15 protein-coding genes are annotated in these 20,390 nt (G+C 64.0%); 7 read left to right on the forward strand and 8 right to left on the reverse strand.

The window, feature by feature from the left end; genetic code table 11:
* The first annotated feature begins 409 nt into the window (after positions 1-409).
* Positions 410-2,071, forward strand: a complete 1,662-nt coding sequence (locus G3574_RS01390) for an MFS transporter (protein WP_163960141.1) — start codon at positions 410-412, stop codon at positions 2,069-2,071.
* Positions 2,072-2,179: 108 nt separating this feature from the next.
* On the opposite strand, the gene G3574_RS01395 is transcribed toward G3574_RS01390, so the two are convergent.
* Complete coding sequence (locus tag G3574_RS01395) at positions 2,180-3,772, reverse strand: FAD-dependent oxidoreductase (protein WP_163960143.1); 1,593 nt, start codon at positions 3,770-3,772, stop codon at positions 2,180-2,182.
* A gap of 138 nt (positions 3,773-3,910) precedes the next feature.
* Positions 3,911-4,396, reverse strand: coding sequence for a leucine-rich repeat domain-containing protein (locus tag G3574_RS01400; RefSeq protein WP_163960145.1), 486 nt, complete (start codon positions 4,394-4,396; stop codon positions 3,911-3,913).
* A gap of 100 nt (positions 4,397-4,496) precedes the next feature.
* Here G3574_RS01400 and purT point away from each other — a divergent pair, with 100 nt between their 5' ends.
* Together purT and G3574_RS01410 are read left to right on the forward strand one after the other, a co-directional pair.
* Positions 4,497-5,714, forward strand: a complete 1,218-nt coding sequence (gene purT / locus G3574_RS01405) for a formate-dependent phosphoribosylglycinamide formyltransferase (protein ID WP_163960146.1) — start codon at positions 4,497-4,499, stop codon at positions 5,712-5,714.
* 37 nt (positions 5,715-5,751) lie between these two features.
* Positions 5,752-7,593 (forward strand): O-linked N-acetylglucosamine transferase, SPINDLY family protein, encoded by a 1,842-nt coding sequence (locus G3574_RS01410; protein ID WP_163960148.1) that lies wholly within the window; start codon positions 5,752-5,754, stop codon positions 7,591-7,593.
* A 552-nt stretch (positions 7,594-8,145) separates the two neighbouring features.
* On the opposite strand, the gene G3574_RS01415 is transcribed toward G3574_RS01410, so the two are convergent.
* A complete protein-coding gene (locus tag G3574_RS01415) occupies positions 8,146-10,572 on the reverse strand; it encodes a penicillin acylase family protein (protein ID WP_163960149.1) in 2,427 nt (808 codons plus the stop codon).
* 198 nt (positions 10,573-10,770) lie between these two features.
* Between G3574_RS01415 and nadB the strand changes: the two genes are divergently transcribed.
* Complete coding sequence (nadB, locus tag G3574_RS01420) at positions 10,771-12,372, forward strand: L-aspartate oxidase (protein ID WP_163960150.1); 1,602 nt, start codon at positions 10,771-10,773, stop codon at positions 12,370-12,372.
* 130 nt (positions 12,373-12,502) lie between these two features.
* Positions 12,503-13,777, forward strand: a complete 1,275-nt coding sequence (locus G3574_RS01425) for an EAL and HDOD domain-containing protein (RefSeq protein ID WP_163960151.1) — start codon at positions 12,503-12,505, stop codon at positions 13,775-13,777.
* A 51-nt stretch (positions 13,778-13,828) separates the two neighbouring features.
* Here G3574_RS01425 and nadC read toward each other — a convergent pair whose 3' ends face one another.
* Positions 13,829-14,692: a carboxylating nicotinate-nucleotide diphosphorylase gene (gene nadC / locus G3574_RS01430; protein ID WP_163960152.1), complete on the reverse strand. Its 864-nt coding sequence runs from the start codon at positions 14,690-14,692 to the stop codon at positions 13,829-13,831.
* Positions 14,689-15,828: a quinolinate synthase NadA gene (gene nadA / locus G3574_RS01435; RefSeq protein ID WP_205609617.1), complete on the reverse strand. Its 1,140-nt coding sequence runs from the start codon at positions 15,826-15,828 to the stop codon at positions 14,689-14,691. The genes nadC and nadA overlap by 4 nt, the downstream gene beginning before the upstream one ends.
* Between nadA and G3574_RS01440 the strand changes: the two genes are divergently transcribed.
* A complete protein-coding gene (locus G3574_RS01440; RefSeq protein WP_163960153.1) occupies positions 15,827-16,000 on the forward strand; it encodes a hypothetical protein in 174 nt (57 codons plus the stop codon). The two genes, nadA and G3574_RS01440, sit on opposite strands and share 2 nt — an antisense overlap.
* A 118-nt stretch (positions 16,001-16,118) precedes the next feature.
* Positions 16,119-16,724 carry a hypothetical protein gene (locus G3574_RS01445; protein ID WP_163960154.1) on the forward strand — a complete coding sequence of 202 codons (606 nt, stop codon included), beginning with the start codon at positions 16,119-16,121 and terminating at the stop codon, positions 16,722-16,724.
* Between the two features lie 157 nt (positions 16,725-16,881).
* On the opposite strand, the gene G3574_RS01450 is transcribed toward G3574_RS01445, so the two are convergent.
* From G3574_RS01450 to G3574_RS01460, 3 genes are all read right to left on the reverse strand, one after another.
* Positions 16,882-18,480: an ABC-F family ATPase gene (locus tag G3574_RS01450; protein WP_163960155.1), complete on the reverse strand. Its 1,599-nt coding sequence runs from the start codon at positions 18,478-18,480 to the stop codon at positions 16,882-16,884.
* Positions 18,481-18,703: 223 nt separating this feature from the next.
* On the reverse strand, positions 18,704-19,333 hold the full coding sequence (locus G3574_RS01455; RefSeq protein ID WP_163960157.1) for a 2-dehydro-3-deoxy-6-phosphogalactonate aldolase: 630 nt from the start codon (positions 19,331-19,333) through the stop codon (positions 18,704-18,706).
* 3 nt (positions 19,334-19,336) lie between these two features.
* Entirely contained in the window at positions 19,337-20,263 is a 927-nt protein-coding gene (locus G3574_RS01460) for a 2-dehydro-3-deoxygalactonokinase (protein WP_163960158.1), read from the reverse strand.
* Positions 20,264-20,390 lie beyond the last annotated feature (127 nt).

Here is a 20,390-nt window from a genome sequence, read left to right on the forward strand (position 1 = left end):
TTGTCTTGGTGAGTTGGTCGTGATGCTTGTCGGTGTTATGGATTTTCCTGCCCGGCCGATCATTCCGGAGCATCGCTGGACGAGGCCGGGCGCGATGTCTGAATGGCAGAATAACATAGTTTTAGCACGATCGTTCGTAAAAAATAACGCGGCTGCGGAGGCGGGCGGGAAGGCCGCCGGGAAGCAGCCCTCACTGCCATCATTACCATCGTTGCTGTAAGGTTTTGTAAGTTTCAAGAAAGGCAGCCGTAAGTTTCGCGTCGCACACTCCACCCTATTCCAGTCCAGTGGAAATCCGCCGCCCCTTTGTCCTGTGCCGGAGCATTTCCGTTGGAATGGAAAAACCATGCGCAAGCGCCTGCAGGCAATGCAGGTGCGCGCAAACAGACTAATCATTGAGGAGACAAGCATGGCGACAGTTCAAACAGCGTCACGCGGAATCACGGCGGAAGAGCGGAAAGTCATTTTCGCATCGTCGCTGGGCACCGTGTTCGAGTGGTACGACTTTTATCTCTACGGTTCCCTTGCGGCAATCATCGCGAAGCAGTTCTTCGCGGGCACCGATCCGAACACCGCCTTCATCTTCGCGCTGCTGGCGTTCGCTGCCGGCTTCATCGTGCGCCCCTTCGGCGCGCTGGTCTTCGGCCGCCTCGGCGACATGATCGGCCGCAAATATACCTTCCTGGTAACGATCCTCATCATGGGCGTCTCGACCTTCGTGGTCGGCCTGCTGCCCAACTACGCATCCATCGGCATCGCCGCCCCTGTCATCCTCATCAGCCTGCGCATCCTGCAGGGCCTGGCGCTGGGCGGCGAGTATGGCGGCGCGGCAACCTACGTCGCCGAGCATGCCCCGCATGACCGGCGCGGCGCCTTCACTGCCTGGATCCAGACCACCGCGACCCTGGGCCTGTTCCTGTCGCTGATGGTGATCCTAGGCACGCGTACCGCCGTGGGCGAAGCAGCCTTCGCCGACTGGGGCTGGCGCGTTCCCTTCCTGGTCTCCGTCTTCCTGCTCGCCGTCTCGGTCTGGATCCGCCTGTCGATGAATGAATCGCCGGCATTCGCCAAGATGAAGGCAGAGGGCAAGACCTCGAAGGCTCCGCTGTCCGAGTCCTTCGGCCAGTGGAAGAACCTGAAGATCGTCATCCTGGCGCTGATCGGCCTGACCGCCGGCCAGGCCGTGGTCTGGTACACCGGCCAGTTCTACGCCCTGTTCTTCCTGACGCAGACCCTGAAGGTGGATGGCGCGACCGCCAACCTGCTGATCGCTGCATCGCTCGTGATCGGCACGCCGTTCTTCATCATCTTCGGCTCCCTGTCCGACCGCATCGGCCGCAAGGTCATCATCCTCGGCGGCTGCCTGATCGCCGCGCTGACCTACTTCCCGATCTTCCACGCGCTGACCCACTACGCCAACCCGGCGCTGGAAACCGCGATCAAGAACGCACCCGTGGTCGTGAACGCCGATCCCAAGGACTGCCAGTTCCAGTTCAACCCGACCGGCACCAAGAAATTCACGTCTTCCTGCGACATCGTGAAGGCCAAGCTGGCTGCCGCCTCGGTGAACTACTCCAATGCCGAAGCGCCTGCAGGCTCCGTGGCAACGGTGAAGATCGGCGAAAGCGTGATCGAGTCCTATGACGCATCCAAGCTGTCCAAGGAAGAAGCCGCTGCCAAGGAAAAGGCATTCAGCGCCGCCGTTGCCGATGCCATCAAGAAAGCCGGCTATCCCACCAAGGCTGATCCTGCCCAGATGAACAAGGGCATGGTCCTGCTGCTGCTGACGATCCTGGTGCTCTACGTGACCATGGTCTACGGCCCGATCGCGGCGATGCTGGTGGAAATGTTCCCGACGCGCATCCGCTACACCTCGATGTCCCTGCCCTACCACATCGGCAACGGCTGGTTCGGCGGCCTGCTGCCCACCACCGCCTTCGCGCTGGTGGCCTTCAAGGGCGACATCTACTACGGCCTCTGGTATCCGATCGTGATCGCCCTGGTCACCGTCGTGGTCGGCATGCTGTTCGTCCGCGAAACCAAGGACAACGACATCTACGCCAACGACTAAGCAAGTGCTAATCGTCCCGGGCGACCCGCGAGGGAAGCCCGGATTGATACCGCCGGCCCGTCCGGCGGTTTTTTTTCGCCTGTTTTCCGGCGGGCTTCCTGGCTCGCTTTAGTGGGCATCCGGCCGCGGCGGCTGGTCGCGTCCCGCGTCGGGCGCAGGCATGCCGGGCTGCTCCACCGCGACCGCCAGCAAGGGCGTCGCTGCCGGACCGTGCAGGACCTGGCCGTCGGTGCCGAAACGCGATCCGTGGCAGGGGCAGTCCCAGGATTTTTCGCCGCCGTTCCAGTGCACCACGCAACCGAGGTGGGTGCAGGTAGCGTCAAGGGCATGCAAGCCGCCCTGCTCGTCGCGGTACACCGCCAGCTTGCCGCTGCCCATCTGCATGATCCGACCTTCGCCGGGCGGAATTTCCTCGACGAATTCCGCTTCGCCATGCCTGGCCCAGTCGGCATAGCGGACCAGCGTGTCGGCCTGTTCCTTCATGAAATCGGTCAGGCCATGCTTCACCTTGCGGGAGGGGTCGTAGAGCGCCGCCCAGGGATTGTCGCGACCCATCAGCATGTCGGTGATTACCATGGCGCCGATCGTTGCGTGCGTCATGCCATTGCCCGAGTCGCCGGTAATGATGTAGACGTTGTCGTCGTCCATGGGATTGCGGCCGAGGTAGGCCGGTCCGTCGGCGGGTTCCATCACTTCTCCCGACCAGCGGTATTCGACTTGCTGCGCCATGGGGAATCGTTGCCGCACCCAGCGCTCGATCTCGTCGTAGCGATGTTCCGGATGGTCATCCTCGCCCACCTTGTGATCGGCGCCGCCGACGATCAGGTATTCGTGCTGCGCCGCCGCGTCCGGTGTTTCCAGCCTGACATAATAGTACGGGTCTCCGGTGTCCCACAGCAGGATGCGCGGCACCGCGCCGCGCGGCACGCGCAACGCGACGGCGTAGGTGCGATAGGCCGCCTGCTTGGTATGCATGACCATGCGGTTGTTGAAGGGCGTGTTGGTCGCCACCACGACGGCCTGCGCGCGGATCGACGACCACTGCGTACGCACTGTCTGCATGATCGGATCCCCGCTGACATCCAGCGCCTGGGTGCCGCCGTGGATTTCCCCGCCCAGCCTGACGATGGCATGCGCCAGGCCGGCCAGGTACTTCACCGGATGGAATTGCGCCTGGTTGCGGTAGCGCACGCAGCTTCCGGTGCCGAAGGACAAGCCGGGCACCTTGTCGAGCTTTTCCGCGTCGACGCCCGCCCTGACCGCGGCGGCGACTTCCTTGTCGAAATCCTTGAAGCCGTCGCCCGGCAGCGCATACAGGTATCCATCCAGGCGCTCGAATCCGCAATCGATGTTTTCCGTGCGGATGATGGCCTCGACCAAGTCGATGGCGCCGGCGAAGCTGGCGGCAACCTGGCGCGCTCCCTTCTCGCCGAATCCCTCCTCGACGCCCGCGTACCACTCGTCCGGCGGGAAGAAATGGGCTGTCGTGCGGCCGGTTTCGCCGGCGCCAATGCCCATCGCATCGATGAGCAGGACCTGCCTGCCCTCCCTGGCGAGCAGGTAGGCGGCGGTCATTCCTGCAATGCCGGCGCCGATCACGCACACGTCGGTCTGCTTGTCGGTGGTAAGGGGAGGAAAGCGCGGCACGCTTGCCGTATCCAGCCACAGCGGCATGGAAGCGCCATTGGTGAGGTTCGTCATGGAATGATCCTTTCCGGAATGCGTTGCATGGGGGTGATGCCAGTATTGACATCGTTTCCGCCGCATTGTTTTGCACGGCATTCATCTTGACGCCGGGAACGGATGCCACGTCGCATCGCCAGGCCTTACTCCCGTGCTTCAATCCTCGGCAAGCCGCCGGTCCACCCACATGACGCCATCGCCTGTGCGTATGCCGGAGGGTCCTTCATGGAAGCGCACGCCGGTGTGGATCGCGGCCGCGCGCCGTTCAATCGCTTCGGACGCATCGAGAAGGCAGTTTCCCAGCCCCGGGAGCGCACGCAGGTCGCATTCGGCCAGCGTGACCGGATTGCCTCTCAGGTCGAGCCGGCGCAGGTTGCGCAGGCGCAGCATCTCGCGGGGAATGACGGCGAGCCGATTGCCTGAGAGGTCAAGGTCTTCCAGGTGGTCCATTTCCCACAGGGCCGGCGGCAGCCTCGTCAGTCCCAGCCCGGAAAGAATGAGGGAAGTGACGCGCGGATCGGCTGCCACCGCGATCCTCTCCCCGGCGATCTGGTATCCGCTCAGCAATGTCGTCTTGCCGGAATCCGGCGACCCGGGCGGCATGGCGCCCCAGCTGGCAAAGACGGCGCGTAGTGCGTTCATGGCTTCCTTCCATGGCGGATGATTGCCGTCCACCATACTCCGCGCCGGGCAAAGCGCGGTCCTCTGTTAAGATAATTTTTTTCCCAACTTCACTATCGCCATGAACACTCCCGCCCGCCTTGGTACCCCGCTGTCTTCCTCCGCTTTCAAGGTCATGCTGCTCGGCTCGGGCGAACTTGGCAAGGAAGTCATCATCGCCCTGCAACGCCTCGGCGTGGAGGTGATCGCGGTCGACCGCTATGCCAACGCGCCGGGCCACCAGGTAGCACATCGTTCCCACGTGATCGACATGACCGACGGCGCTGCCCTTGCCGCCCTGATCGAACGCGAACGCCCGCACCTCGTCGTCCCGGAAATCGAGGCGATCGCCACGCCGACGCTGATGGAACTCGAAAAGGCGGGCAAGGCAAGCGTGATCCCGACGGCGCGCGCCGCGTGGCTGACGATGAACCGCGAAGGCATACGCCGCCTCGCCGCCGAGGAACTCGGCTTGCCGACCTCGCCCTACCGCTTCGCGGACAGCCTCGAGGAACTGCGCGCCGCCTGCCAGGAGATCGGCTTCCCCTGCGTGGTGAAGCCGGTCATGTCTTCGTCGGGCAAGGGACAGTCCAAGCTCGACGGATCGGGCGACGTGGACGCGGCCTGGCAGTATGCCGCGGCGGGCGGACGGGTGGACGCAGGCCGCGTGATCGTGGAAGGCTTCATCGATTTCGACTATGAAATCACGCAGCTGACCGTGCGCGCGCTGGACGCCGCCGGCAAGCCGGCAACGCATTTTTGCGAACCCATCGGGCATGTGCAGGTCAAGGGCGACTACGTCGAGTCATGGCAGCCGCATCCGATGTCAGACGAGGCATTGCGACGCTCGCGCGACATCGCCGCCAAGGTGACCGGCAACCTCGGCGGGCTTGGCATCTTCGGCGTCGAACTGTTCGTCAAGGGCGATATGGTCTGGTTCTCCGAAGTCAGCCCCCGTCCGCATGACACTGGCATGGTAACGATGGCCAGCCAGGTGCAGAGCGAGTTCGAACTGCATGCCAAGGCGATCCTCGGCCTGCCCGTCGATACCAGCCTGGCCTCGCCCGGCGCCTCCGCCGTCATCTACGGCGGGATGGAAGCGCAAGGCGTCGCTTTCGAAGGCCTGTCGGAGGCCCTGTCGGTGCCGGGCGTGGACCTTCGCCTGTTTGGCAAGCCGGAGGCCTTCGAGCGCCGCCGCATGGGCGTGGCACTGGCGCGGGCGGAGGACGTGGAGCTTGCCCGCACCCGGGCAAAGCAAGCCGCAGGCAAGGTCAAGGTGGTCTCCGGCGGACAGGGATGACATCGCCCGGCCCAATGATGAACGCACATGAGCACGCATGAACAAGTATCTGGTTGAAGCACAGGCGCTGGCCCGCATGGGCCAGTTCGTGGAGGCCGGCGAGCGTTGCAGGAAGTCGATCAGCCTCGGCAAGGACCTCGTCGTCGCGAAGCGGATCCTGGCGGCCTGCCTCTACGACCAGGGAACGATGCTGGCTACGGCCGGCGGCCTGTTCGACGAAGCGGAGCAATGCTTCCGGCAGGCGCTGGCCGCGAAGCCGGATCACGTCGACGCCCTGTCGAATCTCGGCGTGATCCTGCACACCCACAAGAACCGGCCGGACGAAGCCATCGTCCTTTACAGGAAGGCGCTCGCGCTCGATCCCTCCAGCGTGCGCATCGCCGAAAACCTGGCGAAAGCGGAGTACCAGGCCGGCGAATTCGACGCCTGTTCCGCCACCTTGCTCAAGCTTGCGCGACGAAACCCGTCCGAGGCGGCGGGCTATCTCATCCGCGAGGCGCTGCTGGTGCGCAAGGTCGTGCCGGACGATGCCTATCCGCTGCAGATCCGTGCCAGCATCGCAAGCAAGCTGGACGCGCTCGAAAGCGGCGACGCGCGCATGGCGTCGCCGCTGCGGTTTCCTTCGACTTACTTTCCGCTGTCCTATCACGGCATCGGCAACAAGGAAATGAACAGCCGCCTGGCAAATATCCACCTGAAGGCGGCCCCTTCCCTTTCCTGGACGGCGCCCTTCATCGCGAACTGGAAAGGCCCGGGCACCCGGATCAGGCTCGGCCTCGCATCGGCTTTCTTCCATGCGCACAGCATCGGCAATACCTCGCGCGGTTTGGTGGAACGGCTAGACAGGTCTAGGTTCGAGGTCATCCTGGTGCGCCTCGGTGCTTCGCCGCGGGATGCGATGGCCGACGCCATCGACGCGAGCGCGGACCGGGTCGTCACCGTGCCGGCCGATGACCTGCAAGCGGCGCGGGAAACGATCGCCTCTCTGGAACTCGACCTGCTCTTTTACCAGGACATCGGCATGGAACCGCTCGGCTACCTGCTGTCCTTCGCCAGGCTCGCCCCGGTTCAATGCACCTCGTTCGGTCATCCCGACACGGCCGGCGTTCCCAACCTGGACTATTTCATTTCTTCCGATTTTTACGAGGTCGAGAACGCGCAAGACGACTACGCCGAGCGACTCGTCATGATCCCCGGCGCCGGCACGCTCTCCTACTATCATCGTCCGCCGGCGGTCAAGCCAGGCGACCGTGCCGCATTCGGATTCGGCGGCGAGGATCGCCTCTACCTGTGTCCGCAGACCTTGTTCAAGATCCAGCCGGTGATGGATCGCATCTTCGGCCAGATCCTGGAGCGCGACGCGAATGCGAGGATCGTCCTGATCGACCCAGCCAGGGAGGACCTGCGCCCGGCGCTTGAACGCCGGCTGCGTGGCGTGCTTGGCGACAGGATGGACCGCGTCAGCTTCATCCAGTCGCTTGCCTATCTCGACTATCTGCGGCTGGTCTCCTGCGCCGATGTCATCCTCGACACCATTCATTTCAACGGCCAGAACACCAATCTGGAAGCCTTTCACCTTGGCGTTCCCGTCGTCACCCTGCCCGGTCGGATGCAGCGTGAACGCCATACCTGCGGCATCTACCGGGCGATGGGCTTCATGGACCTCGTCGCCGATTCCGTCGAGGATTACGTCGGGCTCGCCCTTCGGCTGGCCAATGACACGGAATTCCGCGGACGATGCAGCGAAAGAATCCTTCGGGAGAATGCGGTGCTGTTTGAGAACGAGGCATTCGTGCGCCAGGTGGAAACGGCGCTTGGGACGATGCTTGGCGAGCGCCTCGCCGAGAAGTCCGCGGGACACCGGGATGGGGCGGCTTAATACAAACTAATTTTCCGGGAAGCACAGGAACACGAGGTTGCGCCCGTCCACTGATGGCATGCACGCCAGTCATGCCATCAGTCATGTCATTCCTTTCTGCAGGGCCGTTTCTCCGGCATGTGGTGCGTGTTTCCTGCGTCGACCGCAGGGAGCCATTCACCTATTGAAGGAGCATCATGTCCCCGACTTCCCCGTCTTCGCTGCCGTCTTCGCTGCCAGCCACATTACCCTCGCACCTCCCGGAGGGCATGGAGGTTGAACCTGCGTTTCGTCATTCGCGAACGCAGAGCCTGGCGCCGCCTGCTCCCCCGCGGCCTCGGCCGCAGCCTGCACCGGCCCTTGACATGCCTGCGTTATCTCTTGATGGAGCGCCCGCAGGCCAGCGGCAGGACCGCATGAACGTTGAACTCTAAGCGGGTGCTTAAAGGACCTTTGAATTAACTTAAACACCATTGATCGTGCTCTGTCATCCCCGCGCAGCCGGGAATGACAGAGGCTTGGGCGTTGTCGCCAGCACGTTGGTTCGCGCCTCTGCCGCACGCCAGATCAACCTCAAGGCGCCAGCACCAGCCTCTCCGCCACACCCTTCTCCACGTTCTCCCGCCGCATCTGCATCGGCAGATACTTCACCTCCACCCAGCGCTGCGCGAGATCACGGTACAGCGGCGAAAACACATTCCCCGACTGCCCGGTCGAATGCATGAATACCGACCGTTCGAGATCGGCAAGGTCATAGATCGCCCGCAGGCTGGCCGCATGCCGGTTCACGAAGGGTTCCTTCTCGTCGCGCAGCGAAAACCGCCCGACGTTCACGGTGTAGGTATCGCCCGGCGACGGGACACGGATGTCGAACAAAGGCGCGAGCGCGCCGACCTTGGAGAACGGCCGGTGTTCGGAGCGCGCTTCGTGCGCCTTGCCCCATTTCCAGGCTCCCATGTCGCTGCCGTAGCGGCGGGAAAGATCGTCCAGCGCGCTCTCCAGCGAGGCGGAAAGCAAGGCACCGCAGGCACCGGGTGAAGGGGCCTCGCCGCGCGGCACGCACCAGCCTGCCTGCGGCATCTTGCCGGTAAGCGCAGCCACCATCGGCGCGTGCACGTTGCGCTGCTCCCAGTAATCCTTCATCAGGGCATCGCCCAGCCTGTCCTCGAACATCCGTCGCGAGGCCATGCGCATCCAGGCATTGTAGATCAGCGGTTCGGGCCGGTCGGCGGCCATCGTTCCATCCCAGGCCGAGATTAGGGACATCGCTTGCCTGCCCCTGTCGGACGACGCCTGCGTGCGCTTCAGCACGGGAAGGATTTCCTGTGCGGCGAGCGACACCACGTCCTGCTGGATGCGCATGAAGCTTTCCACCGTATGGCGCGGCAAGCCGTCGAGCAACTGGCCGATGCGGTCGGCGCGGTAGGACGGAGACCATTCGCTGGTCAGGAAATGCGGATAATCCGGACCGACGATCTTCTGGTTGGCGGTAACGACGCGATGCGAGGCAGGATTGAACTGGCGCGGCAGTTCCTCGAAGGGAAGAAAGCCATTCCAGTCGTAGCGCGCGTCCCATCCCGGCGCGGGGGCAAGGCCATGGAGATCGTTTTCCGGCTTGCGCAGCGGGATGCGCGCCGGCGCGATGAAACCGATGTTGCCGTCCACGTCGGCGTACACCATGTTTTGCTGCGGAGCGGTGAAGTCGCGCGCCGCGGCAAGGAACTGTTCCCAGTTGCCGGCGCGGTTGAGCTTGATGCCGGCCTGGACGGTGAGGTCGTCCGGCCGCAGTGCGGTCCAGGCAAAGGAAACGACATGCGACCTGGCATCGAGCGCCAGCTTGTCGGCCACCGCGATCGCGCCGCTGATCACCGGACCGTGCCGGGTCTCGCGCACCGGCAGGCTGACATCGGGCTGGCCCTTGACCTTGATGATCTCGGTGCGCACCTGGAAATCCGCCCATCCGTCCGGCGTCTGGTAGCGGCCCGGATTCGACGGGTCGATCTTTTCGATGTAGAGGTCCTGCACGTCGGGCGCGGTATTCGTGAATCCCCAGGCAATGCGGTCGTTGCGGCCGAGCACCACGCCGGGAACGCCCGGCAGCGTGGCGCCGATCACGTTCAATCCCGGCGCGGACAGGTGGGCGAAATACCAGAGCGCCGGCGCGGAGAGGCCGAGGTGCGGATCATTGGCCAGCAAGGGCTTGCCGGATTGCGTGGCCGCGCCTGAGACCACCCAATTGTTCGAGCCCATGCCCGGCAGGTAGGACGGCGGCGCGATGGCCGCCACTGCCTCTAGCTGCGCCACGGTTCCCTTCAGGCCGCGATACAGGCCGGTGTAGTCCATGGTCTGGAGGACCGCGTCGCCGGGATACGGCGGCAGGAAGGCATTGATCTCGTCCAGCGACATGGTCTGGGCGAGGCGCATTCGCAGCAGTTCCTGCGTCCAGTTACCGCCGAGGTCCCAGGCCATCATGGTCTGCCAGCCGATCGAGTCGGCCGCTTCCCAGTGCGCCGGCGCGGGCGCGCCCGTCAGCAGGAACTCGGGCGGCAAGGGACCGGTGCGATTGTCGAGGAAGGCATTGACCCCACGTGCGTAGGCATCGAGCACGGCGCGGGTATCCCCCGGCAGCCTGGCCGCGATCGCCTCGGCATTGTGGCGCACGCCGAGGGTGCGCAGGAAGCGGTCGATGTCGAGGGCATTGGGCCCGAGAATTTCCGCCATGCGGCCGGCGGCGATGCGCCGGTTGATTTCCATCTGCCACAACCTGTCCTGCGCGTGCGAATAGCCGAGGGCGAAGTACGCGTCTTCGATGGCGGCGGCGTAGATGTGGGGAATGCCTTCCGCATCGCGCAGTACCTCCACCTGCTGGCGAAGTCCCGGCAGGCGGGTCTTGCCCGCGTGGCTGGGCTGGCTGGCGCATGCATACCAGGCGATCGTTCCCGCCAGGACGATCAGGATGAGGGCAAAGGCAAGCGCGAAACGTCGGAACAATCGGGTCATGGAAGGAACTGGATCGGTTTTGTCGTGTTGGTCGGTGCGGTGACGGTCCTTGCCGGGCGATTCCGGGCATTTCCGGGCCGGGCAACCTCGGCAATGACTGCGTCAATGGCAGACCGCATTGGAACCGAAGATCATCATTATGCCAAGTGGTAAGATGTCGCATCGCGTCATGTCACACCATTTCGGATACCACCTCCCATGAAATTCGATGTCGCCATCGTTGGCAGCGGACTGGCCGGCCTCTCGGTCGCCCTCCACCTCGCCGAGACCCGCAAGGTCGTCGTCATTTCAAAGCGCACCCTCCTCGACGGCGCCAGCAACTGGGCCCAGGGCGGCATTGCCGCCGTGCTCGATTCCGCCGACAGCCATGAACAGCACATCGCCGACACGCTGGTCGCCGGCGCCGGCCTGTGCGACGAAAGCGCCACCCGCTTCATCGTGGAGAACAGCCGCCCTGCCATCGACTGGCTGATCAGCCAGGGCGTGCCTTTCACCCGCGACGCCACCGCCGAACTCGGCTACCACCTCACCCGGGAAGGCGGCCACAGTCAGCGGCGCATCATCCATGCGGCCGATGCCACCGGGCACGCCGTCCAGGTAACCCTGGAACAGAAGGCGCGCGCCCATCCGAACATCACGATTCTCGAGCACCACTTCGCCATCGACCTGATCAAGTCGGACAAGATCGAGCCGGGCGTGCGAAACCCCCGCTGCCTCGGTCTCTACGTCCAGGACGTCAACAGCGGCCACGTGCTGACCGTGTCGGCCGACAACACGGTGCTGGCGACCGGGGGCGCGGGCAAGGTATACCTGTACACCACCAATCCAGACACCGCCACCGGCGACGGCATCGCGATGGCCTGGCGCGCGGGCTGCCGCGTGGCCAACATGGAGTTCATCCAGTTCCATCCGACCTGCCTGTATCACCCCTTTGCGAAATCCTTCCTGATCAGCGAAGCTGTGCGCGGCGAAGGCGGCTTGCTGAAGCTGCCGGCGGAAGCCGGTCCGGCGGCCGGCCGCCGCTTCATGCCTGCGCACGATCCGCGCGGCGAACTCGCGCCGCGCGACGTGGTGGCGCGCGCCATCGACTTCGAGATGAAGAAGCGCGGCCTCGACTACGTCGACCTCGACATTTCCCACCAGCCGGTAGCCTTCCTGGAAGAACATTTCCCGACGATCTACGCCCGCTGCCTAGAGCTGGGCATCGACATCAGCAAGCAGCCCATTCCCGTCGTCCCCGCGGTGCACTTCACCTGCGGCGGCGTGGTGACCGACCTGGCCGGCCGCACCGACCTGCCGGGCCTGTATGCGGTCGGAGAGACCGGCTACACCGGCCTGCACGGAGCCAATCGACTCGCCAGCAACTCCCTGCTGGAGTGCGTGGTGGTCGGACGCGCGGCGGCGCAGGACATCGAGCGCCAGCCGGCGCAGCCGGCGCCCGAGCTGCCTGCCTGGGACGAGAGCCGGGTGACCGACGCCGACGAAGAAGTGGTCATCGCCCACAACTGGGACGAGCTGCGGCGCTTCATGTGGAATTACGTCGGCATCGTGCGCACCACCAAGCGGCTGGAGCGCGCCCAGCACCGGATTCGCCTGCTGCGCGAGGAAATCTACGAGTATTACTCCCATTTCCGCATCACGCGCGACCTGCTTGAGCTGCGCAACCTGGTCGACGTTGCTTCGATGATCGTCGACAGCGCCCTGTCGCGCCGGGAAAGCCGAGGCTTGCATTTCAGTCAAGATTTCCCGGAAACGCTGCCGAAAGCATTACCGACAGTATTGGAACCGCCGCGCCGTTAGACCTGCGTCAAATATTTCTCGAAAACAGCATTTCTTTTTACTATTGCGAAAGCCATAAGTCAGGCAGAATAATGCCGTACGACAATAAATCGCCACTTTAGAACAGGCGAGATAGTGAGGAGATCTGCCGATGAGCCATTCCATGCAGGAAGCGGTGATGCAAAGCCCGCGCGCCAAGGATTTTTTCTTGGCGCGGCAACCGATCCTCAACCGCGACCAGGGGCTCGTCGCCTACGAGTTGCTCTTCCGGCGTGCCGACACCAGTACCGCCGGCGTGATCGATGACCTCTCGGCGACGGCCGCCGTGATCTCGCATGCCGCCGAGCTCGGCATCGAAAACGTCATCGGGGACTCTCTCGGTTTCGTCAACATCGATTCCACCGTGCTGATGAGCGACTTCGTCGGCATTTTGCCCGCGAAGTACGTCGTTCTCGAAATCCTGGAGACCGTGGAGGTAACCGATGCGGTGGTTGCCCGGGTGGCGGAACTCAAGGACGCCGGCTATTCCTTCGCGCTCGACGACGTGATCGGCGAAACCGCGGGCATGGAGCGCCTCCTGCCTTATGTCGACATCATCAAGGTCGACCTGATGGGCATGAGCGATTCCGAACTGATCAGCCTCAGCAAGCGCTTTCGCGCTTTCAACAAGAAGCTGCTCGCCGAAAAAGTGGAAACGGTCGAGCAGTTCAATCTCTGCCTCGAGCTCGGCTTCGAATTCTTCCAGGGCTATTACTTCGCCAAGCCGGTTGTCCTGACCGGCAAGAAGCTATCGCCTTCCCAGCTCGCCCTGCTGCGGGTGATGGGAATGATTAACTCCGACAGTGAAAACGTCGACATCGAGCGCGCCATCAAGCAGGATGCCGCGCTGGGCCTGAACCTGTTGAAGATGGTGAATTCGCCGGCATTCTGCTCCACCCAGCGCATCGGCACCGTCGGCCAGGCGCTGATCCTGATGGGGCGCCGCCAGCTGCAGCGATGGCTGCAGATCCTGCTCTACACCGACGCCTACACCAAGCCCGGGGTCAAGTCGCCGCTGCTGGTGCTGGCGACCACGCGCGGCAAGCTGCTCGAACTGCTCGCGCAGAAGCTCAAGCAAGGCAGCCGCGGCATATCCGAAGTCGCCTTCACCGTCGGCATCATGTCGCTCATGGATACCCTGTTCGGCATGCCCATGCCCAAGATCCTGGAACAGATGCCGGTGAACGAGAATGTCGCCTGCGCCCTGCTGGACCGCAGCGGCTGGCTGGGTGAATTGTTGAACTTCGCCGAGCAGCTGGAACGCGCCGACAGCGGCATGCTCGCGCTGCTGTCGGAACTCGAGGCATTCGCCCTGTCGATCGACGACCTGCGGGAAATCCAGATGCAGGCGTTCGAGTGGAGCGACCAGGTGGTCAGGGAGACCTGAGCCGGGAAGCGGTTGCTGGGGCGGCCATGTCGGCCGCCCTCGCTTTTGTGATCAGATGACCCGCATGGAGTAATCCGTCGCGCGCACGTCCTTCGTGAGGCTGCCGATCGAGATCCGGTCGACGCCGGTTTCCGCGATGTCCCGCACCGTCTTCATGTTGATGCCGCCCGAGGCTTCGAGCAGCGCGCGGCCGGCCGTGATGCCGACCGCTTCGCGCATCATGGCCAGGGAAAAATTGTCCAGCAGGATGGACGTGGCACCCGCCGCCAATGCCTCGCGCAATTCATCCAGGCTTTCCACCTCGATCTGGATCGGCACGCCGGACTCCAGGCCCAACGCGGCGCGCATCGCAGCGGTGACGCCGCCAGCCGCTGCGATATGGTTTTCCTTGATGAGGATGCCGTCATACAGCGCCAGGCGCTGGTTCTTGCCGCCGCCGACCCGGACCGCGTATTTCTGCGCCAGGCGCAAGCCGGGCAAGGTCTTGCGCGTGTCGAGGATCGCCGCGCGCGTGCCCTGGATCAGGTCGACGTAGACCCGGGTGGCCGTGGCGACGCCCGACAGCAGCTGGAGGAAGTTCAGGGCCGTGCGCTCCGCCGTCAGCAAGGCGCGGGCCGGCGCTTCGATCGTGCACACTTCGCTGTCCGCCTGCATCTGGTCGCCCTCGGCATGGCGCCAGTCGATCCGGATTCCGGGGTCGAGCCGCAGCATCACCGCCTCGAACCAGGACGCGCCGCAGAGGATGGCTTGCTCGCGCACGATCACGCGTGCCTGCACGCGCTCGGCGGCAGGCACCAGGAGGCCGGTCACGTCTCCTGTGCCGACATCCTCGGCCAGCGCGGCGGCAATGTTTTGCTCGAAGGCGGCGGCCAGCGCCGCGTCGAAGGGAGCGAAGGGGTTGCGCAGAGTGCTCATGCCGGTCCCACTCCCGAAAACAGTTGCTGTTCTTTCGCCAGGTCGCCCGACGGCCGCACGTTCGCCTTGGCCTTCGCCGCGAAATCGAGCATGCGGTCGATGCAGACGTAGGCCTTGCGGCCGATCTCCGGATCGACATGGATTTCGTTGGCGCCGGTTTCGAGCACCCGCGCGAGGTTCTCGAGGCCGTTCATCGCCATCCAGGGGCAATGCGCGCAGCTCTTGCAGGTGGCGCTATTGCCCGCGGTCGGCGCATCGATGAAGCGCTTGCCGGGCGCCGCCATGCGCATCTTGTGCAGGATGCCGTTGTCGGTGGCAACGATGAACTCATCGGCATCGAGCGATTGCGCGGCGGCGATCAGTTGGGAGGTGGAGCCGACGACGTCGGCCTGGGCCACGACCGCTTCCGGAGATTCCGGGTGCACCAGGATCTTCGCCTTGGGATGTTCCTTGCGCAGCAGTTCGAGCTCGATGCCCTTGAACTCGTCATGCACCAGGCAGGATCCCTGCCACAGCAGCATGTCCGCGCCGGTCTTCTTCTGGATGTAGCCGCCGAGATGCTTGTCCGGCGCCCACAGGATTTTCTTGCCCTGCGCATGCAGGTGTTCGACGATCTGCAGGCCGATCGACGAGGTGACCATCCAGTCGGCGCGCGCCTTTACGGCGGCGCTGGTGTTCGCATAGACCACCACGGTGCGGTCGGGATGCTGGTCGCAGAACGCGGCGAACTCGTCCGCCGGGCAGCCGAGATCGAGCGAACAGGTCGCGTCGAGGTCGGGCATGAGGATGGTCTTGTCCGGGCTGAGGATCTTCGCGGTCTCGCCCATGAACTTGACGCCGGCGACCACGAGGGTCTTGGCCGGATGGTCGCGCCCGAAGCGCGCCATCTCCAGGGAATCGGAAACGCAGCCGCCCGTTTCCTCGGCCAAATCCTGCAGGTCGGCATCGACGTAGTAATGCGCCACGAGAACCGCCTGCTTTTCCTGCAACAGCCGCTTGATGCGCGCCTTCAGCGCGGCTTTTTCCTCCGGGCCGGGGTTGGCCGGCACACGTGCCCAGGCGTTCGCGACGCAACTGGTGCCGGATTGCATTTGCGGACGCTCGAATTCAACGGTCTTGATAGGGAGAATTTGCATGGTCGACAGCCAAGGTAGCGATACGGTGGCGGCAAAAGCCGAAAGTATGCCTGAGATTCCAATATTGAGCTGCGGGAAGTTTTATCAACATGGCTTGCATGCTTTCACCACAATACGTACAGGATCGAGACAGATTTTTACAAAACCGCATGGGCAGCCGGCCGAATCATGACTAAAATCAAGAGACCACACGCTGAAAAAGTGACTAATAGCGCTACAACAACGAGATTGCTGCCAGGAACACCCTCCAACAACAGCTCACGCACTGGCGAGCACACGACGAGATAGGCATGAATACAGTCTATGACAAGACAGAAAAAGGGCGCGATGAAATCGCTACGCGCAAGTACCGCCTTACCCCCCGCCTTCGCACCCTCCTGGTCCTGATCGACGGCAAGCACACCGCGGGCGACCTGTTGAAAACCGTAGGCGGACTCGGATTGACCGACGCCAGTTTTACCGAACTGCTGGCGGAGGGGTACATCGAATCCACCGCCGCAGCCGCTCCCGCGCCTGTCATCCACATCACCACGCCGGAGGGCGACACCCTTCCGCCTCTCGCCGAAGACACCACGCTTTCCATCGCCGACCTGCCAGTTGAATCGCAGCCGGTGGTGACCGATGCGGAACGCTTTCAGCGCGTCTACGCGTTCTTCAACGAAACCATCAAGAGCAACATGGGCCTGCGCGGCTATGCGCTGCAGCTGAAGGTGGAAAAGGCGGGCACACTGGAAGAACTGCGTGCCTTGCGGCGGCCTTACCTGGAAGGCGTGCTGAAGGCGAAGGGGAACGAAGTGGCGCGCGCCCTGCGCGACCGCCTCGACAAACTGCTGGGAGAAGGTGAATCTGAGGGAATGGGCAGCACCTTGCTGGCGGAGTTCGGCGACGCGGATTGAGCGACGCCGTGCAGGCAAGATGGGATTGCCGCCTTCGCGGGAATCACGAGGCGAAGCATTCGACGCCGGCTGCCGATCCTCCAGGTCATTTCGCCTCAGCCGCTCTCATTCCCGCGAAGGCGGCAATCCCGTTTCGAAGCCACGCCGCCGCAGGTTCTTACTCGATGCCCTGGCTGGTCAGATAATCCTCATATCCGCCCTGGAAGTCGATCACCTCGCCCTCGCGCACCTCGAGGATGCGAGTCGCCAGCGATGACACGAACTCGCGGTCGTGCGAGACGAAGATCAGCGTGCCGGCGTATTTGTCCAGCGCGATGTTGAGCGACTCGATGGACTCCATGTCCATGTGGTTGGTCGGCTCATCCATCAGCAGCACGTTGTGCCGGCCCAGCATCAGCTTGCCGTACATCATGCGGCCCTTCTCGCCGCCGGACAGCACCTTCACCGATTTCCTCACGTCGTCGCCGGAAAACAGCAGGCGGCCGAGGATGGAACGAATCGCCTGGTCGTCGTCGCCTTCCTTGGTCCACTGCGTCATCCAGTCGGTGAGGTTCTTGTCGACCGCGAATTCCTCGGTGGGGTCCTGGGGCATGTAGCCGATGTTCGCATGCTCGGCCCATTTCGCCACGCCGTGGTCGGGCCGCATGCCGCAGACCTCGCCGCCGAGGCAGCGCAACAGCGTGGTCTTGCCCGCGCCGTTGGCGCCGATGATGGCGATCTTTTCGCCGGCCTCGACCAGCAGGTTAAGGTCGTTGAAGATGCGGCGGTCATAGGACTTCGAGAGGTTTTCCACTTCCACCGCCTGGCGGTGCAGCTTCTTCTCGCCCTCGAAGCGGATGAAGGGTTCCTGGCGGCTCGAAGGCTTGACGTCCTCCACCTTGATCTTCTCGATCTGCTTCGCACGCGAGGTCGCCTGGCGCGCCTTGGACTTGTTGGCCGAGAAGCGGCGCACGAATTCCTGCAGTTCGGCGACGCGTTCCTTCGCCTTGGCGTTGGTCGCCAGCTGCTGGGCGCGCGCCTGCGACGACGCCAGCATGTAGTCGTCGTAGTTGCCGGGATAGATCTTGAGCGTGCCGTAGTCCATGTCCGCCATGTGGGTGCAGACCTGGTTCAGGAAGTGGCGGTCGTGGGAAATGATGATCATGGTGGAGTTGCGCTCGTTGAGCACGGTCTCCAGCCAGCGGATGGTGTTGATGTCGAGGTTGTTGGTCGGCTCGTCCAGCAGCAGGATGTCGGGATTGGAGAACAGCGCCTGCGCCAGCAGCACCCGCAGCTTCCAGCCGGGGGCGATGTTGCTCATCGGGCCGTTGTGCTGGTCGGTCGGAACGCCCACGCCCAGCAGCAGTTCGCCGGCGCGCGCCTCGGCGGTGTAGCCGTCGTACTCGGCGAACCTCGCTTCCAGTTCGGCCGCGCGCATGTAGTCGTCGTCGGTTGCCTCGAGGTTGGCGTAAATGGCGTCGCGTTCCTGCATCGCCGCCCACATCTCTGTGTGGCCCATCATCACCACGTCCAGCACCCGCATTTCCTCGAAGGCGAACTGGTCCTGGCGCAGCTTGCCCAGCCTTTCGTTCGCATCGAGCATCACCTGGCCGCCGCTGGGTTCGAGGTCTCCGCCCAGGATCTTCATGAAGGTCGACTTGCCGCAGCCGTTCGCGCCGATCAGGCCGTAGCGGTTGCCGTCGCCGAATTTGACGGAGATGTTTTCGAACAGCGGCTTGGGGCCGAACTGCATGGTGATGTTTGCGGTGGAAAGCACGGTGAAGCCTTTGGGAAGAATGCGGAAAATCGTTTGCGCCGTGTTGCGGAAGCATGGCGTTCAAATGGGATTCCCGCCCGGCCGGGAATGACAGGACCGTGGCAGGCGGCTGCCTGCAAGTCGTCATCCTCGCGCAGGCGGGAATCTTATTTCAGTCCGGCCAAACGGAAAACCCGGTATTTTAACAGATGATGGGACCCGCACGCCCTGCCGGACGCCCGCGTCAAGCCCCCTGCAGCAGCTTTTCCCGCGCGCTCATGAAGGCCTCGGCGGATCGCCGGAAGGCGCCCTCCTCGATGTTCGGCTGGTACAGCGCGCCACCGATACCGAATCCGGCCGCACCCGCCGCCACGTAGGGCGCCATGTTCTGCGGATGGATGCCCCCCACCGGAAACAGCGGCGTCCCGGCAGGCAGGATGGAGAGGATGGACTTGAGCGCGCCGGGCGGCAACATTTCGGCGGGAAACAGCTTCAGTCCCTGGGCGCCGGCGTTCAGCGCCTGGAAGGCTTCGGTCGGCGTCGCCACGCCCGGCATGGCGATCATGCCCGACTTCACGGCATGCGATATGACGTCGACCGCGCAATGCGGCGACACGATGAGGCGGCCGCCGGCCTGCTTCACTTCGTCGACCTGCTGCACCGTCAGCACCGTGCCGGCGCCGATCAGCGCGTCGGCCGGCGCATTCTGCATCAGGATGCGCATCGCTTCGATCGCGCCGGGCCGGTTCAGCGGCACTTCAAGGATGCGAAAACCGGTGTCGAACAGGACGTGGCCGACCATCGGCGCTTCGGCCGGGGTCAGGCCGCGCAGGATCGCTACCAGGGGCAGCGGCGAGGGCTGGAACAAGGACATGGACTACCTTTCGAGTTGGAACAGATGGCGCAGCGCGGCGACGTACACGCCGTCAGGCTGCCAGGCGCGCGCGGGAGTGCCGAGCAGTTCCAGCGCGTTGAGATAGCGGGCCGAGAGCCCCGGGCTGCCGACGACCTGCACCGGCACGTTGAAATCGCCGCCGCTGCGGCGCCGGATGTCGTCGAGCTCGCTGCCGATCAGCAGGCCGGACAGATAGGAAGCGGTATGGTCCGGCGGCATCATGTCGGTCACGACCAGGGCGCGGCAGCAGAAGGCCATGTGCGTGAAAGCGCCGTGCGGCGCTGCCCGCAAGCCGGCTTCGAAGGCGGCGGGAATCGACTGTTCGGCGGTGATCACCTTCGACAGCGTGCCATGCTGGGACATCAGCGCGAAGAGCTCGCCGGTCATGAAGGTGAGCAGCGCCCGGACGGTGCCATCCTCGACATGCACCCACTTGCTGTGGGTGCCGGGCAGCAGGAACCAGCCGCTGGAGGCGCTCAGCGCCAGCGCGCCGAGAACCTGCGCCTCTTCTCCGCGCATCACGTCCGGCAGCCCCTGGGGATCGAGATAGCGGTAGCCCGGCACGATGCGGCATCGCACGCCGGGCAGTCCGCTGTCGACCTCGAGCAGGTGATTCTTCAGTTCGGTGATCGGCTGGCTGATATCGAGGTAAGGCGCCTCCACCCAGCCGTTGCGGCTGCCGACCATGCCGGACAGGATGATGTCGGCGCTGCCGACCTGCAGCGTCTGCAGCAGATCGCGAAGCGAATCGCCGAACCTGCCCTGCACGTTCAGGATGCCGGCGTCGTCCTCGTGCTTGCGAACCAGTTCGCCGCGCTCGTCGAGCAGATAGGCTCGGCGGTTGCTGGTACCCCAGTCGATGCCCAGCAAGGGCGCTGCTGTCGTGCCCGGCGTGGTTGATGCGGTCATGGCGTCCTCCTCGGTAAAGCCTGTTATGTGAACGATGGCATGGAAAGCCCGGAGTCATCATGCCTTTCTCCTGAACTTTCAAACATCGGCCTAATCAATATTGATGCTGAGAGACTACCCCGGCGCC

The sequence above is a fragment of the Noviherbaspirillum galbum genome (assembly GCF_010974945.1).
GTDB classification, from domain to species: domain Bacteria; phylum Pseudomonadota; class Gammaproteobacteria; order Burkholderiales; family Burkholderiaceae_D; genus Noviherbaspirillum; species Noviherbaspirillum galbum.